19 protein-coding genes are annotated in these 14,739 nt (G+C 36.7%); all 19 read right to left on the minus strand.

Annotated features, from left to right (window positions below):
* Positions 1 to 55 precede the first annotated feature (55 nt).
* Positions 56 to 646 (minus strand): YueI family protein, encoded by a 591-nt coding sequence (locus acear_RS11240; RefSeq protein ID WP_013279141.1) that lies wholly within the window; start codon positions 644 to 646, stop codon positions 56 to 58.
* A gap of 82 nt (positions 647 to 728) precedes the next feature.
* Positions 729 to 1,136: a F0F1 ATP synthase subunit epsilon gene (locus acear_RS11245; protein ID WP_013279142.1), complete on the minus strand. Its 408-nt coding sequence runs from the start codon at positions 1,134 to 1,136 to the stop codon at positions 729 to 731.
* 1 nt (position 1,137) lies between these two features.
* Positions 1,138 to 2,559 carry a F0F1 ATP synthase subunit beta gene (atpD, locus tag acear_RS11250; RefSeq protein WP_013279143.1) on the minus strand — a complete coding sequence of 474 codons (1,422 nt, stop codon included), beginning with the start codon at positions 2,557 to 2,559 and terminating at the stop codon, positions 1,138 to 1,140.
* Positions 2,560 to 2,589: 30 nt separating this feature from the next.
* Positions 2,590 to 3,462, minus strand: a complete 873-nt coding sequence (atpG, locus tag acear_RS11255; protein ID WP_013279144.1) for an ATP synthase F1 subunit gamma — start codon at positions 3,460 to 3,462, stop codon at positions 2,590 to 2,592.
* Positions 3,463 to 3,534: 72 nt separating this feature from the next.
* A complete protein-coding gene (atpA, locus tag acear_RS11260; protein ID WP_013279145.1) occupies positions 3,535 to 5,064 on the minus strand; it encodes a F0F1 ATP synthase subunit alpha in 1,530 nt (509 codons plus the stop codon).
* A gap of 10 nt (positions 5,065 to 5,074) precedes the next feature.
* Positions 5,075 to 5,623: an ATP synthase F1 subunit delta gene (gene atpH, locus acear_RS11265; RefSeq protein ID WP_013279146.1), complete on the minus strand. Its 549-nt coding sequence runs from the start codon at positions 5,621 to 5,623 to the stop codon at positions 5,075 to 5,077.
* Positions 5,620 to 6,123, minus strand: a complete 504-nt coding sequence (gene atpF / locus acear_RS11270) for a F0F1 ATP synthase subunit B (RefSeq protein WP_013279147.1) — start codon at positions 6,121 to 6,123, stop codon at positions 5,620 to 5,622. Before atpF ends, atpH begins: the two co-directional genes overlap by 4 nt.
* Before the next feature lie 120 nt (positions 6,124 to 6,243).
* A complete protein-coding gene (gene atpE / locus acear_RS11275) occupies positions 6,244 to 6,504 on the minus strand; it encodes an ATP synthase F0 subunit C (RefSeq protein WP_013279148.1) in 261 nt (86 codons plus the stop codon).
* A gap of 17 nt (positions 6,505 to 6,521) precedes the next feature.
* A complete protein-coding gene (gene atpE, locus acear_RS11280) occupies positions 6,522 to 7,049 on the minus strand; it encodes an ATP synthase F0 subunit C (protein ID WP_148217769.1) in 528 nt (175 codons plus the stop codon).
* 58 nt (positions 7,050 to 7,107) lie between these two features.
* The gene (atpB, locus tag acear_RS11285; RefSeq protein WP_013279150.1) at positions 7,108 to 7,866 is read right to left on the minus strand and encodes a F0F1 ATP synthase subunit A; all 759 of its coding nucleotides are present in this window, start codon (positions 7,864 to 7,866) and stop codon (positions 7,108 to 7,110) included.
* 31 nt (positions 7,867 to 7,897) lie between these two features.
* Complete coding sequence (locus tag acear_RS11290) at positions 7,898 to 8,275, minus strand: ATP synthase subunit I (RefSeq protein ID WP_013279151.1); 378 nt, start codon at positions 8,273 to 8,275, stop codon at positions 7,898 to 7,900.
* A 68-nt stretch (positions 8,276 to 8,343) separates the two neighbouring features.
* The gene (locus acear_RS11295) at positions 8,344 to 8,562 is read right to left on the minus strand and encodes an AtpZ/AtpI family protein (protein WP_013279152.1); all 219 of its coding nucleotides are present in this window, start codon (positions 8,560 to 8,562) and stop codon (positions 8,344 to 8,346) included.
* A 265-nt stretch (positions 8,563 to 8,827) separates the two neighbouring features.
* Positions 8,828 to 9,961 carry a non-hydrolyzing UDP-N-acetylglucosamine 2-epimerase gene (wecB, locus tag acear_RS11300; protein WP_041667385.1) on the minus strand — a complete coding sequence of 378 codons (1,134 nt, stop codon included), beginning with the start codon at positions 9,959 to 9,961 and terminating at the stop codon, positions 8,828 to 8,830.
* A 111-nt stretch (positions 9,962 to 10,072) separates the two neighbouring features.
* Positions 10,073 to 11,119, minus strand: coding sequence for a glycosyltransferase family 4 protein (locus tag acear_RS11305; RefSeq protein ID WP_013279154.1), 1,047 nt, complete (start codon positions 11,117 to 11,119; stop codon positions 10,073 to 10,075).
* Between the two features lie 77 nt (positions 11,120 to 11,196).
* Positions 11,197 to 11,676: a deoxycytidylate deaminase gene (locus acear_RS11310; protein ID WP_013279155.1), complete on the minus strand. Its 480-nt coding sequence runs from the start codon at positions 11,674 to 11,676 to the stop codon at positions 11,197 to 11,199.
* Positions 11,663 to 12,292 (minus strand): uracil phosphoribosyltransferase, encoded by a 630-nt coding sequence (gene upp / locus acear_RS11315; RefSeq protein WP_013279156.1) that lies wholly within the window; start codon positions 12,290 to 12,292, stop codon positions 11,663 to 11,665. The genes acear_RS11310 and upp overlap by 14 nt, the downstream gene beginning before the upstream one ends.
* Before the next feature lie 19 nt (positions 12,293 to 12,311).
* Entirely contained in the window at positions 12,312 to 13,565 is a 1,254-nt protein-coding gene (locus acear_RS11320) for a serine hydroxymethyltransferase (RefSeq protein ID WP_013279157.1), read from the minus strand.
* Between the two features lie 24 nt (positions 13,566 to 13,589).
* Entirely contained in the window at positions 13,590 to 14,024 is a 435-nt protein-coding gene (rpiB, locus tag acear_RS11325) for a ribose 5-phosphate isomerase B (RefSeq protein WP_013279158.1), read from the minus strand.
* 19 nt (positions 14,025 to 14,043) lie between these two features.
* Positions 14,044 to 14,724 (minus strand): low molecular weight protein arginine phosphatase, encoded by a 681-nt coding sequence (locus tag acear_RS11330; RefSeq protein ID WP_013279159.1) that lies wholly within the window; start codon positions 14,722 to 14,724, stop codon positions 14,044 to 14,046.
* Between the last annotated feature and the right edge of the window lie 15 nt (positions 14,725 to 14,739).

Here is a 14,739-nt window from a genome sequence, read left to right on the forward strand (position 1 = left end):
TTTAGTTCGCGTTTTAGTTCTAATGTCCTGCTTCAAAGTTAAATTCGTCATTTGGTTATTCTTTACAGAAACAAGAAGTCCCAAATAATTTATCAATCCAGCCCATCTTTTTGAAATTAATTAACTCTTCCGGTGCTTTATCAGCTATCTCTTCATAACATTCCGTACAGATCTTTTCACCGGCCTTATCCAGCAACTCCAGCGGCAGGTTTAACTCTTTAAATTTTTCTTTTTTATCAGGTACTCTTATCTCATCATTATTTACTGCTTTATCGCTAACTACTACTAAACCAATATCTCCTTTGAAATCATCTGATTCTACCTTCTTAAAAGAGAGTCCATTTTCACGGGCTAAATCAATATATTCTTTGGCTGCTTGCATATCAATCTGTCGGTTAATAATCAACTTTTCAGCTTCTAAATCTTTAATTGCCTCTAATATTTCTGGATAAACTCCTGGTTCTATAATCTGACCAAAAGTTAAAGCCTTAATTACCCGCTCTTTAAACTCACCTAAAAACCGTCTTTTTTCACCCTTCTTTAACTCAAAACCGCCGTGGATACCGGCAGAAACTGTCTGTTCTAATTCATTCTTATCCTGATTTGAAATTGCTTCTTTCTGTATTTCTTCATCTTTTGGTCCCACTGTAGAATACCCCCTAACCTAAATATATAATATGTAAATTAATATTATAGAATACAAAAAAGGAGAATAAGAGATTTCTCCCTTACTCCCCTTGAACTACATCAATTCTATTAATAGCACGCTGCAACGCGGATTCAGCTCTAGTTTCATTTATTCTGGCTTCATCGCTTTTCTGCAGGCGCTCTTTAGCCCGTTTTTTAGCCCTTTTAGCTCGCTCTATATCAATCTCTTCGGGAAATTCTGCTGTATCAGCTAAAATATTTATCTGATCCGGCTTCACTTCTATAAAGCCACCGCTAGTAGCTAATTCTATCTCTTCTCCATCTTTTTTAATTCTAATCTGGCCTATCTGCAAACCAGTAATTAATGGGGAATGATTAGGCAAAAAACCTAAATTTCCATCTATAGTAGGAACAATAACCATCTCTACTTCATCGCTATAAACAGTGCGCTCAGAAGTTAAGATGTCAACCTGAACGGTATTCGCCATCTTATTCACTTCCTTCTAACTCTTTAGCCTTTTCTAATACATCCTCTATGCCGCCCGCCATGTAAAAGGCTTCCTCTGGAATATCATCATGCTTTCCATCCAAGATTTCTTCAAATCCTTTAATTGTTTCACTAAGCGGCACATATTCACCAGGAATACCCGTAAACTGTTCTGCAACAAAAAACGGCTGTGATAGAAATCGTTCAATCTTACGAGCCCGATTTACAGTTAATTTATCTTCAGGTGATAATTCGTCCATACCTAAAATAGCAATAATATCCTGTAAATCCTGATAGCGCTGTAAAGTCTCCTGTACTTCACGAGCAACATTATAATGTCTTTCTCCAATAATACCAGGGTCCAGAATTGTAGATGTTGAATCTAGCGGGTCAACAGCCGGATAGATACCTTTCTCTGTTAATGATCTTGATAATACTGTTGTTGCATCCAAGTGTGCAAAAGTAGTAGCTGGAGCCGGGTCAGTCAAGTCATCTGCCGGTACATAGACAGCCTGCACAGATGTAATTGATCCTTTATTAGTAGAAGTGATCCGCTCCTGTAGGGCCCCCACATCAGTTGCTAATGTCGGTTGATAACCAACAGCAGAAGGCATTCTACCAAGTAAAGCAGATACCTCGGAACCTGCCTGAATAAAGCGGAAGATATTATCAATAAACATCAATACATCCGATCCAAATTCATCACGGAAGTGCTCCGCCATTGTTAAGCCGGTTAATCCAACCCGCATTCTTGCTCCAGGCGGCTCATTCATCTGACCATAAACTAGGGCCACCTTGTCTAATACTCCGGATTCTTTCATCTCTAACCATAAGTCATTACCTTCTCTTGTTCTTTCTCCTACACCAGAGAAGACGGAGAAACCACCGTGCTCAGTAGCAATCCGGTTAATTAACTCCATGATTAAAACAGTCTTACCTACACCAGCACCACCGAAGAGACCAACCTTACCACCAGAAACATATGGGGCTAAGAGATCAACTACTTTAATCCCTGTTTCAAAGATTTCTGTAGAAGTTGACTGTTCCTCAAATTCAGGTGGATCTTGGTGGATTGGGCGATAATCATCAGCATCAACTTCACCCTGTTGATCAATTGTATCTCCTAATACATTAAAGATTCGACCTAGACAGTCTTTTCCTACTGGTACAGAAATAGGAGCACCTGTGTTGACAGCTTCCATCCCACGAACTAAACCATCAGTAGAGGACATTGCTACACCTTTAACTCGGCTATCTCCAACCTGATGTAAAATCTCTACTGTAACATCTATATCTCGTTCCTCATCTTTTACTTCAACAGCATCATAAATATCAGGCAAGTCATCAGCACTAAATTCAAATTCAACTACTGGACCAATAACTTCGACTACTTGCCCAATATTCTGTTCCTTATTTCCACTCATCATAATACCTCCTTCATGTCATTCAAACAATTAATCTAACGCTTCTGCTCCAGCAGCAATCTCAGTAATTTCTTGAGTAATCTCAGCCTGCCTTGCTCGGTTAAAGGACCGAGTAAGATCTTCAATCATCTCTTTAGCATTTTCAGTTGCTGAATCCATAGCAGTCATCCGGGCTGCAAATTCACTTGCTTTTGCTTCTAATAACGAACCGTAGATTAGGTTCCGTAAGTATTTAGGTAGAATTACATCTAATACTTCCCCTGGGGAAGGTTCATAAAGATAACCAGCATTTAATTCTTCCCCTTCTTCTTCATCCTTATCTTCTATCTTCTGAGGTTCAACCGGTAACAACTGTAATTTTTTAACTTCATGACTAAGCACAGAATTAAATTGAGTATAAATCAGATGTACTTCATCAAAAACTTCATCCTGATATAATTCACTAGCCTCATTACTTATATTCTGTGCTAATCCTATTGATGGTTTATCTTCAAGGTCTAAATACTCAGAAAATATTTCTAAATCATTTCTCTTAAAGTGGTTCCTACCATTTCTACCGACTGCAATCATACCTACTTCACTCTTATCTTCAACTTCCTCATCAACTTTTCTAGTAACATTAGTGTTGTAAGGCCCACACAGTCCCCGATCAGCAGTAATTACTATATACCCAATTCTATTCATTTGATCTCTTTTCTCTAATAGCGGATGAACATCTTCCCTAATTCTCCTGAAAGCACCTAATAAAGTTTGACGTGTCTTTTCAAAGAAAGGTTTGGCTGCTGTTGCACTTTCCTGAGCTCTTTGTAATTTAGCCGATGCTACCATATTCATGGCCCGCGTTATCTTTTTAGTATTTTCAACACTATTTATGCGCCGCTGAATCTCGCGCATAGTTGCCATAGCAATCACCTCACTTCCTTAAAACACCTAAGCTTAAACAAAATATTCGCTTCCTTTTTAACTCTATTTAAATTAAGCAGACTCTTTTTCAATTTCATCAACAAACATTGCTTTGAAATCTTCAATAGCAGCAATTAATTCTTCTTCTATTTCATCATCTAATTCTTCAGTCTCTTTGATAGTTTCTGGAACTTCAGCATAATTGCTATGAATAAAATCTATCATTTCTTCTTCAAATTCTTTAATATCATCAACTGGAATATCATCCATATACCCATTAGTTACAGCATAGATACTCAGTACCTGATTTTCTACTTCCATTGGATTATTTTCAGGCTGTTTTAATACTTCAATTATTCTATCTCCACGGGCTAATTTCTGCTGTGTTGCTTCATCAAGATCAGATCCAAACTGAGCAAAGGCCTCTAATTCTCGATACTGAGATAGATCCAAACGTAACGTACCTGCAACATCCTTCATGGCACTTACCTGAGCATCTCCACCAACTCGTGAGACAGAAATACCAACATTAATTGCTGGTCTTACACCAGAATGGAATAATTCACTTTCAAGATATATCTGTCCATCAGTGATAGAGATTACATTTGTTGGAATATAAGCAGAAACGTCTCCTGCTTGAGTCTCAATAATCGGTAATGCAGTTAAAGACCCACCACCCATATCGTCATTTAACTTAGCAGCTCTTTCTAAGAGACGAGAGTGTAAATAAAAGACATCACCTGGATAAGCTTCACGTCCCGGTGGACGGCGTAAAAGTAAAGACATTTCACGATAAGCTACTGCATGCTTGGATAAATCATCATAAACAACTAATACATCTTTGCCATCATACATAAATTCTTCACCCATAGCACATCCAGCATAAGGTGCTATATACTGTAATGGTGCTGGATCGCTAGCATTAGCAGCAACAATAATTGTATGATCCATTGCTTGATTATTTTCTAATCTATCTACTACCTGAGCTACTGTAGATGCCTTCTGTCCAATTGCAACATAAATACAAATAACATCATTATCTTTCTGATTAATGATTGTATCTATTCCAATTGATGTTTTACCAGTCTGACGGTCACCAATAATTAATTCTCGCTGACCACGACCAATAGGTACCAAAGAGTCAACCGCTTTAAGTCCAGTCTGAAGAGGAACCTCAACAGGGGTTCTCTCAATAACATTAGGCGCCTCTGATTCTATGGATCGCTTTTTATCAGTATTAATTGGCCCCTTTCCATCAATAGGTTCTCCTAAAGCATTAACAACTCTTCCAATCATATCTTCTCCTACTGGTACATCAACTAGTTCTCCAGTTCGTTCAACTCGATCCCCTTCTTCAATCTTTGTTTCGTCTCCTAAAATTACACAACCAATACTATCTTCTTCTAAGTTTAAAACCATACCATAAACACCGCTGGCAAACTGCAGTAATTCTCCAGCCATTGCTTCTTCTAAACCATGAATTTGAGCAATACCATCACCAACACTTAAAACTGTTCCAACATCTTCCGTTTCCAATTTAACATCATAATCTTCTATTCGTTTCTTAATTATTGAACTTATTTCGTCAGGCTTAAGATTCATCTTACCCCCCCTAACTTACTTGTAACTTTCTTAAATCACGACTTAAATTCTCAATTTCTGTTGTTAAACTACCATCAATTACTTTATTACCAATTTTTAATACTAAACCGCCTATTAAATCTTGATTAATCTCTATTTGTAACTCAATATTTTTCTCTAATGCTTTTCCTAACTTTTCTTTCAACTTCTTTTTCTGTTGAGTAGTCAATTCTATGGGCGATCTTACTTCTACTTCTAACTTATTCAATTCATCATTAACTGAATCCTTAAATTGCTGGTAGATAGTTTCTAATAAATTCGCTCGGTTTTTATCTATCAATAATTTAATAAAGTTAAATAAATTAATTGATAACTCCTCAGCAAAGATTTCAGTTAAAATATCTTTTTTCTGCTCATAAGTAATTTCAACATGAGTTATTATTTTTCTCAATTCATCACTCTGTTTTAAAAGAGTTATAAATTTTTCAAATTCATTTAATATCTCTTCTAATTTTTCATTTTCTTTTGCTAATTCAAATAAAGCTTGCGAATATCTCTTAGCAATTTCACTTTTTCTCATTGTACTTGATCACCCAGCTTATCTTCATCAAGGTTTTCTAAATAATTATTGATAGTCTGTTCCTGTAATTCCTTATCAATCATTTGATCCACTACTTTCTTAGTCATGTCAACTGAAAGATCAAGTGCTTCATCCTTTAATTTTTCTCTTGCTTTTTGCTTAGCTCTTTCAATTTCATCTTCCGCCTTTTGAATCTGTCTACTGGCCTCTTCTTTAGCTTCATTGATAATATCATTCTTCTTTCTTTGACCACGGCGGCGTCCTTCCTCAATTATCTCCTGGGCCTTCTGTTTAGCTTCCTTTAATTCTTGCTTATACTTACTCTTTAATTCTTCCGCCTTTGCTTCCTTCTTTTCTGCTTCCTCTATTTGGTCAGAAATATCCTCACTTCGTTGATTCATAAAGTTCGTAATCGGTTCAAACAAAAAGTGACGCAGAATCAAAAATAAAGCTATGAAATTAATTACTTGAAAAAAGAAGGTCACATCCAAACTAATCATTTACCTTCCCTCCTTCCAAAATCAACTTTAATAAAAAGTAATAAGCAAAAGAAAATTGAAGATGAATAATGCTAATATCATTCATCTTCAATTTATCTTAAAAAATGGTCCTACACTTAATTATCCTAATAAGCCAAGTAATGGATTAGCAAATAACAAAATCAATGCAACTACTAAACCGTAGATACCAGTAGTCTCTGCAACAGCAGCTCCTAGTAACATAGTTCTAACAATTAACCCTTGAGCATCAGGTTGTTTACCTACAGCCTCAGCTCCTTTACCAGCAGCAAATCCCTGTCCAATACCAGCACCAATACCAGCAATCATTGCTAAACCTGCTCCAATTGCTGAAGCAGCTAAAACTAAAGCTTGATCACTCATTATACATTTCCTCCCCCTTATAATAAGTTAAGTAATGGATTAGCAAACAATAAAATCAAAGCAACTACAAGAGCATAAATCCCTGTCGTTTGTCCAACAGCCTGACCTAGTAACATTACCTTTACAACTAAACCTTGGTATTTTGGTCGCTGTCCTACACGCTCTGTTCCCTTACCGGCAGCATAACCCTGACCAATACCCGGGCCAACGCCAGCAATCATTGCTAAACCTGCTCCAAGCACTGAAGCAGCCAAAACAATACCTGTTCCCTCAACTCCTACCAAAGGATTAGCATACAACACAATTAAAGCTACTACTAGAGAAAAAATCCCAGAAGTCTCAGCTACTGCTGCTCCTAATAACATAACAAACGTGATATTATTATTATTTTCTTTATAATCTCCTACAGCTTCAGCACCCTTTCCAGCAGCAAAGCCTTGTCCCACTCCTGGACCAATACCAGCAATCATTGCTAAACCAGCTGCAATTGCTGAAGCAGCTAAAACTAAAGCTGTAGCACTAAACTGTTGCAACCATTCTAGCATAAAAGTGATAATATTGACTAGTGACTCCACTTAATACCCTCCTTTCTTGAGGGAGAAGTTACTCCATCTCCATTGAAATATAAGTCATAGTCAACATAGTAAAGATAAAGGCCTGTAATACTCCGGCAAATACATCAAAGTAAATACTAGCTATCCCCGGAATTATAACAGCCATTACTGAATATAGCAGTCCCATGATAACTACACTTCCTATCATATTACCAAATAAACGAAAGGATAAAGAAACCGGGTCTGCCAGAGATCCAATTACATTTAGCGGAAACATAAATGGTAGTGGTTCGAAGTATCCTTTGAAATAAGAAGTAATTCCTTTAGATTTAATTCCAAAGAAGTGGATATTGACGAAAGTAATTGCTCCTAATGCAGCGGTAGTATTTAAATCTGCTGTCGGAGTATATAAATGAAACAAATCCTTACCAGGAATAATTCCTACCAAGTTAGCTATAGTAAGATAAATCATTAAAGTACCAATATATGGTGTAAATTTCTTCATTTCTGGTCCCATTGTTGTTCCCACTAAGCCCCGCATTGATTCTACAAAAGTTTCAGCCACATTCTGCAAGCTAGCTGTTTTAGGTTGCTCCTTTAAATTTCGCGTAGCTAGCCAAGAAAATATAGTTAAAGCGATTATAATTACCCAAGTAGTAGTTACACTAGACTTTACTGGAGCATTAGCAATATGTAACATTCTAGTTAATGCTGTATTAGGAATTTTAAACATCACTTCAGGAGCAAAAGCATCAGAATTAACGGGATTTAAAAACATCCGTTCTATAAAACGCTGAAAAAAACTCATCTACTCTATCCCCCCCTTCCTTAAATTCACATTACTGTTGTTCTTCAGGCCACCAGTTAAAAATATTGATAATTGTAATAACTATTTTAACTGTTAGCATCCCTAATACTGTAGTCAATAAATTCACATCTGGACGCTTTAAAGCAATATAGAATACAGCAAACCATAAAATATATCTTAATATATAGTTGATAAAAACATAAGCCCCAGCATTAATGGGCTTATATTTAACGGCTTTAGTTAGTGACAAAGCCAACAAATGAAAATTAATAATACTCATTACACTACCCACTATTAGACCGTATGCACTCCGCATATCAAAAAAGGCCGCCATTAAGACTAACAAAATTAGATCAATTATAAGTACCCACTTTATTACAAAAACTTTGGTAGCCTTCACTAGCTGCATATTTACCACTTCCTACTGAAATATTCTAGCCCATATATTCATTATCTTATTTTTTATTATTTATGTTATTAATCACTACTTTGCTGACTTATAATTAACTTATAGGAAGTCCACATCCCAGAAAGAACGCCAAGAATAACACCTAAGATCAAAAAAACCCATCCAGTACCAAACCATTTATCAAGTTTATTACCACACCAGACTCCAAAGAAAACGGGAATAATAATAACAATCCCTATCTGAGATAACAAAGCTAAAGCTTGTAAAATTTTAAAATTTTCTTTCATTTTTAAGCTCCTAATATAGTCACTTGAATTTTATGACTACCTGTCTAACATTATATGTATAATAAGCTTTTATTTATTATATCTAGCCTATTATTTGCTTATAGAAATAATATACTATTACTATCGATTCATTATATCAAATACTAATATCTATGTCAAGCATAAATTTTAACATTTAAATATCTCTTATTGATTTAAAGCTATGATTAAATAATAACTAATTATTATAATAACAAAAAAATAAACACAAATCAAATATTTCCAATTATTTGTTTATGTTATTAAAATATGTAATTAAGAGTTCTCTAATTCTAACAGCAGCTTGACCATCACCGTAAAGATCTGTAACCACAGAAGATGATGACGTTATTGGTTGCTCGTGAAGAAGGTTTAATCCTGCTTTTACAATCCTAGTTTTATTAGTCCCCACTAATTGTACACTGCCGCTTACAATAGCCTCAGGTCGTTCAGTAGTTTCTCTTAAAAGTAAAGTCGGTTTACCTAGAGAAGAAGCTTCCTCCTGAATTCCACCAGAATCAGTTAAAATTATATCTGCTCGAACCATTAAATTAATAAACTCTTTATAATTTAGCGGTTCTATTAAATGAACATTAGGAACATCGGATAAAACATTTTTAACTATTTTGCTAATCTTGGGATTAGGATGTACGGGAAAAACAACTTCTGCTTGCGGGTAAGATACTACGAGTTCTTTTATTGCTCGACAGATATTAACTAAAGGCTGACCTAAATTTTCCCGTCGATGAGTCGTTACCAATATTAATTTTTCTTTCAGCAAATCTAAATCATTAATAACTCCTTTAGAAAATCTATAATCTTTCTCATAAATCTCTAACAGAGCATCCACAATAGTATTCCCTGTTATAAAAACCTGAGATTCATCTATCCCTTCCTGCAAAAGATTGTTTTTAGCTTGTTCAGTAGGAGCAAAGTGCATTTCTGTTAATACCCCGCATAAACGACGATTCATTTCTTCTGGAAAAGGGTCATACTTCTCATAAGTCCTTAATCCAGCTTCAACATGTCCAATTGGAATTTGAGCATAAAAAGCTGCTAATGAACTGGTAAAAGTAGTTGTAGTATCGCCATGAACTAAGACTAAATCAGGTTCCTCCTGCTCAAACAGTGGTTTTAATTGCTGTAAAATTTTGATAGTAATTTGGCTTAAATTCTGTTTAGGCTTCATAATATCTAAATCATAATCAACCTCTAACTGGAATAATTCTAATACCTGATCTAATAATTCACGGTGTTGAGCGGTAGTTATAACAACTGGATTTAAGTTTTGACTCTGCTTTAATTCTTTGACCACTGGTGCCATCTTAATTGCTTCCGGTCTAGTTCCAAATATAATAGCTACTTTCTTAATCTCTTCCACCACCTCTAACTCAGATGATTTCCACTAATTATTATATTAACTTTAACACCAATTATGCATAAAACCGACTAGTTTAAACATAAACCAGTCGGTATTTATAACTAATTGATGTTAGTTAATACTTTTATAATTTTCTTCTCTGGAATCTAAGTTTAATTCTATAACTCCTAACTTATAGGAACCATAAAACAGAATTACAGCTAGAATAGCCAACACTCCAAAGGCTTGGAGCTCCGAAACACCATTGACAGCAATAGCTACTAATCCCAAAGATAAACTGATTAAATAAACTACTATTACCGTTTCTTTATGGCTTAAACCTAATTCTAATAATCGGTGGTGTAGATGGCCTCGATCAGCCTGAAATAAAGGTTCACCTTTCTGCCGGCGCCTAATAATAGCAAAGGCTGTATCAAAGATCGGAACACCTAAAGCTAAAATAGGAACTACTAAGGTTGCTGCTGCTGCACTCTTCAATGCTCCCAGTGCCGAAATAGCAGCCAACAAAAATCCCAAAAATAAGGAACCGGTATCCCCCATGAATATCTGGGCCGGATTAAAATTATACTGTAGAAATCCTATACAGGCTCCAGCTACAGCAATCGTTAATATTATTACCAATAACTCGGCTTCCTGAATAGCTACTACTAAAAGTGTTACAGCAGCAATTGTTGATACTCCTGCTGCTAAACCGTCCAAACCATCAATTAAATTAACAGTATTGGTAATAGCCACTAACCAAAAAACAGTAAACGGAATACTTAAAGCCCCTAAATAGAACACTCCTCCCAAAGGATTAGTAATAAACTCTATCTTAATTCCAAAGGAGGTAACTAATAGAGCAGCTATAATCTGCCAGATAAATTTGCTGGTTGGAGATAGTCCTCTTAAATCATCAATTAAACCAATAACCAGCATTAATGTACTACTAATTATAATTCCTAATAATTTAGAATTAATACCAGCTGTAAACAAAACCGCAGCTATAACTCCTACATAGATTGCTAAACCGCCCAAATTGACAACTGGATGCTGATTAACTCTGCGGGTATTAGGATAATCCACTGCTCCAACCTGCCGGGCTATCCTGCCAGCTACCGGAGTTGAAACATAAGTAAGAATTACAGCAATTAAGAAACAAAGAATATAGCTTTCCACTGCTTTCATCCTTTCTAATCAACACTTCTATCCCTTATTTTATAAAGTTTCTACCCAGTTGTCAATTCCATCTTATATCATTTATTAAACCTTTTAACTCCAACACCGGCTTCTTCCAGCATAGAGGCTGATAATTCATCCGGATAAGAGCCGCCAATTATTATCTCATCGATACCAGCATTAATAATCATCTTAGCACAGACTACACAGGGCTGATGAGTACAGTAAAGAGTTGCCCCATCAATAGAAGTTCCATGTAAAGCAGCCTGAATAATAGCATTCTGTTCAGCATGCAGTCCGCGGCATAATTCATGTCGCTGGCCGGAAGGTATATTCCGTTCTTCTCTAATACAGCCGGTTTCGCTGCAGTGTTTTAGACCGCTGGGCGCACCGTTATAACCTGTAGCCAAAACTCTTCCTTCCTTCACCAACAAAGCCCCTACCTTTCTTCGCAAGCAAGTAGAACGTTTAGCCACAACTGAAGTAAGTTCCATAAAGTATTGGTCCCAGCTAGGTCTATCATCTACCTCTGGTTCTTCTATGCTATTTAGTTCCATAGAGTCTATCACCAGCATCGCCTAAACCAGGTACAATATAGGCATGATCATTTAACTTTTCATCTATTGCCGGAGTATAGATATCCACATCAGGATGTGCTTCCTGCAGTCTCTCTACTCCTTCAGGAGCTGCAATCAAACAGACAAACTTGATATTCTTACCGCCGCGGTCCTTAACAAACTGGATTCCAGCTTCAGCTGAACCGCCGGTTGCCAACATAGGGTCGACTACAAGCAATTCTCTATTCTCTATATCGGCTGGCATCTTACAGTAATACTCTACCGGTTCTAAAGTATCTGGATCTCGATAAAGACCAACATGTCCTACCTTAGCTGCCGGAATTAATTTCAAAATACCATCTACCATACCTAAACCGGCCCGCAGAATAGGTACTATACCTAATTTCTTACCAGCAATAACCTGAGATTCAGTCTTTGTTACCGGCGTTTCAACCTCAACATCACATAAAGGAAGATCACGAGTAACTTCATAAGCTAATAATGTAGAAACTTCTTCAACTAATTCCCTAAACATCTTAGATCCTGTGCTTTTATCGCGGATATGTGTTAATTTATGCTGGATTAATGGATGCTCAATAACATGGACTTCACTCATTATTTATTTCCCCCTTAGCCTATTTTTGGTGTAATGGAAACTTAGCTGTTAATTCTTTGACTTCCTCTTTTACTTCTGCTTTTATTTCTTCATCATCTATATTATTTAAAACTTTAACAATTAAGCTACCGATCCTTTTCATCTCTTCTTCTTCCATTCCTCTAGTCGTTACTGCCGGGGTTCCGATTCTGATGCCGCTAGTTACTTTAGGACTTCTCTCTTCAAAAGGAACAGTATTCTTGTTAACTGTAATACCTACTTCATCCAATGCCTCTTCTGCTGCCAGGCCGGTAATCTCTTTGTCAGTTAGATTAACTAATAATAGATGATTATCTGTACCATTAGATACTAACTTATAACCGCCGCTTTTGATCTCCTCAGCTAAAGCTTGGGCATTATCAATAATCTGCTGCTGATAATCATTAAATTCCGGCCGTAGAGCTTCCTTAAAGGCAACAGCCTTAGCAGCGATAATATGCATCAATGGACCGCCCTGAATTCCAGGAAATATAGCTTTATCGATCTGTGAAGCAAACTCTTCTTGGCAGAGAATCATACCTGCTCTTGGTCCGCGCAGAGTCTTGTGTGTAGTAGTTGTTACAAATTCAGCATATTCTACCGGATTAGAATGTAGGTCAGCAGCAATCAATCCAGCAATATGGGCCATATCAACCATCAAGTAAGCCCCTACTTCATCAGCTACCTCTCTGAACTTAGCAAAATCTATTTCCCGGGGATAGGCACTGGCTCCAGCAACAATAAGCTTGGGCTGATGCTCCTTAGCCAATTCAAGTAACTGGTCATAATCTATCCTTTCTGTCTCTTTGTTAACACCATAACTTACAAAGTTAAACTGCTTACCAGAAAAGTTAACCTTGCTGCCGTGGGTTAAATGTCCGCCGTGGGTTAAATCCATACCCAGAACTGTATCTCCATGTTCTAGGACTGCAAAGTAAACAGCAGCATTGGCCTGAGAACCAGAGTGAGGTTGGACATTGGCATGGTCAGCCCCAAATAATTCCTTAGCCCGACTGATAGCCAGCTTTTCAGCCTCATCTATAACTCCACAACCGCCGTAATACCGAGCATCCGGATATCCTTCAGCATACTTATTAGTCAAAACAGTTCCCATAGCTGCCAATACAGCTTCACTAACAAAGTTCTCCGAAGCAATTAATTCTATTGTCCCTTTCTGTCTTTCTTCTTCTTTGGCCACAACCTCTGCTATTTCAGAATCTATTTCTTCTAACTGTTTTACATTGTTTTCATTCATAAGTATCAATCCTTTCTATCATCACTATTCAATCTCTTTAATCTTATTAATCCTTCTGGCATGTCTGCCGCCGTGGAATTCAGTATCCAGCCATACCTTGACTATTTCCAAAGCCAACTGTTTACCTATTACTCTATCTCCCATTGTTAAGAGATTGGAGTCATTATGTTCTCTAGTAGCCTTAGCCGAAAATATATCATGGCATAAAGCAGCTCTGACACCTTTGAACTTATTGGCAGTGATTGACATTCCAATTCCGGTTCCACAGATTAAGATTCCGCGTTCATACTTACCTTCTGATACAGCTTCAGCTACTGGAATTGCAATATCAGGATAATCAACTGAATCGGTAGAATAGGCTCCAAAGTCCTTATAATCTATTCTAGCTTCCTCTAAGTATCTCTTTACTTCTTCTTTTAATTCATACCCTCCGTGATCACTTCCTAAAGCTACTTTCATAATTTCAACCTCCATGCAGTTATTCAATCTTCTCCAATAATAACTTGATATATTCCTCTAATTCTTCAGCACATTGCCGATAAACAGAAGCTGGTTGTCCAAATGGATCACTTATATCTAGATTCTGAACTTTACTCTGTAAAGTATTCAATCTTTCTTTATCCTCTGCTATCTCGTCGGATAATTCTCCTTCTAATCGGTTTAACTCATCCTCTACTTCTCCAATCTCCTGAATTAATTCTTGATGCCTCTTCCGTAACCGTTCAATCTTAGCTCCCTTTTCATCTAAAAACTTCTCCCGTTGATTGCTGATGCGTTTATAAATTTCATCTATCTCATCTGTTATCTCCTCTAACTCATCTATCTCCTCTACAAATTCTTTTAAGGTAAAGACTTTATTTTCACTGTCAGCAAACATATTAAGGATTGAATTCTTATGTTGATGGGTCATTGTCAATATTAAATCAGATGTTCTTACTAAATCTTCAGTCAGTTTTTGGGATTGATGGTCTGAAATATCTATCCCCTTTTCGGACATTATCTGTTCTGCTTGTGGAGCAGCATTCTTACCGTTGACAGCTGAAACTCCTGCTGACATAACTTCATATTCTTCTGATTTATCTAGGTCTCTAAAGATATATTCTGCCATGCTACTGCGGCATGTATTCCCTGTACAGACAAATAATATATTTACCCCCATTGCTCACCCCCCAAT

It is taken from the genome of Acetohalobium arabaticum DSM 5501, assembly GCF_000144695.1.
Classification (GTDB): Bacteria; Bacillota; Halanaerobiia; order Halobacteroidales; family Acetohalobiaceae; genus Acetohalobium; species Acetohalobium arabaticum.

Bases quoted from the DNA above. Each gene is read 5' to 3' on its own strand.
- atpG (WP_013279144.1), bottom strand. From the start codon at position 3,462: ATGGCAACTATGCGCGAGATTCAGCGGCGCATAAATAGTGTTGAAAAT.
- acear_RS11330 (WP_013279159.1), bottom strand. From the start codon at position 14,724: ATGGGGGTAAATATATTATTTGTCTGTACAGGGAATACATGCCGCAGT.
- acear_RS11290 (WP_013279151.1), bottom strand. From the start codon at position 8,275: ATGCAGCTAGTGAAGGCTACCAAAGTTTTTGTAATAAAGTGGGTACTT.
- atpH (WP_013279146.1), bottom strand. From the start codon at position 5,623: ATGAGAAAAAGTGAAATTGCTAAGAGATATTCGCAAGCTTTATTTGAA.
- rpiB (WP_013279158.1), bottom strand. From the start codon at position 14,024: ATGAAAGTAGCTTTAGGAAGTGATCACGGAGGGTATGAATTAAAAGAA.
- atpA (WP_013279145.1), bottom strand. From the start codon at position 5,064: ATGAATCTTAAGCCTGACGAAATAAGTTCAATAATTAAGAAACGAATA.
- upp (WP_013279156.1), bottom strand. From the start codon at position 12,292: ATGAGTGAAGTCCATGTTATTGAGCATCCATTAATCCAGCATAAATTA.
- acear_RS11295 (WP_013279152.1), bottom strand. From the start codon at position 8,562: ATGAAAGAAAATTTTAAAATTTTACAAGCTTTAGCTTTGTTATCTCAG.
- atpF (WP_013279147.1), bottom strand. From the start codon at position 6,123: ATGATTAGTTTGGATGTGACCTTCTTTTTTCAAGTAATTAATTTCATA.
- atpE (WP_013279148.1), bottom strand. From the start codon at position 6,504: ATGAGTGATCAAGCTTTAGTTTTAGCTGCTTCAGCAATTGGAGCAGGT.
- acear_RS11320 (WP_013279157.1), bottom strand. From the start codon at position 13,565: ATGAATGAAAACAATGTAAAACAGTTAGAAGAAATAGATTCTGAAATA.
- acear_RS11245 (WP_013279142.1), bottom strand. From the start codon at position 1,136: ATGGCGAATACCGTTCAGGTTGACATCTTAACTTCTGAGCGCACTGTT.
- atpB (WP_013279150.1), bottom strand. From the start codon at position 7,866: ATGAGTTTTTTTCAGCGTTTTATAGAACGGATGTTTTTAAATCCCGTT.
- atpE (WP_148217769.1), bottom strand. From the start codon at position 7,049: ATGCTAGAATGGTTGCAACAGTTTAGTGCTACAGCTTTAGTTTTAGCT.
- atpD (WP_013279143.1), bottom strand. From the start codon at position 2,559: ATGAGTGGAAATAAGGAACAGAATATTGGGCAAGTAGTCGAAGTTATT.
- acear_RS11310 (WP_013279155.1), bottom strand. From the start codon at position 11,676: ATGGAACTAAATAGCATAGAAGAACCAGAGGTAGATGATAGACCTAGC.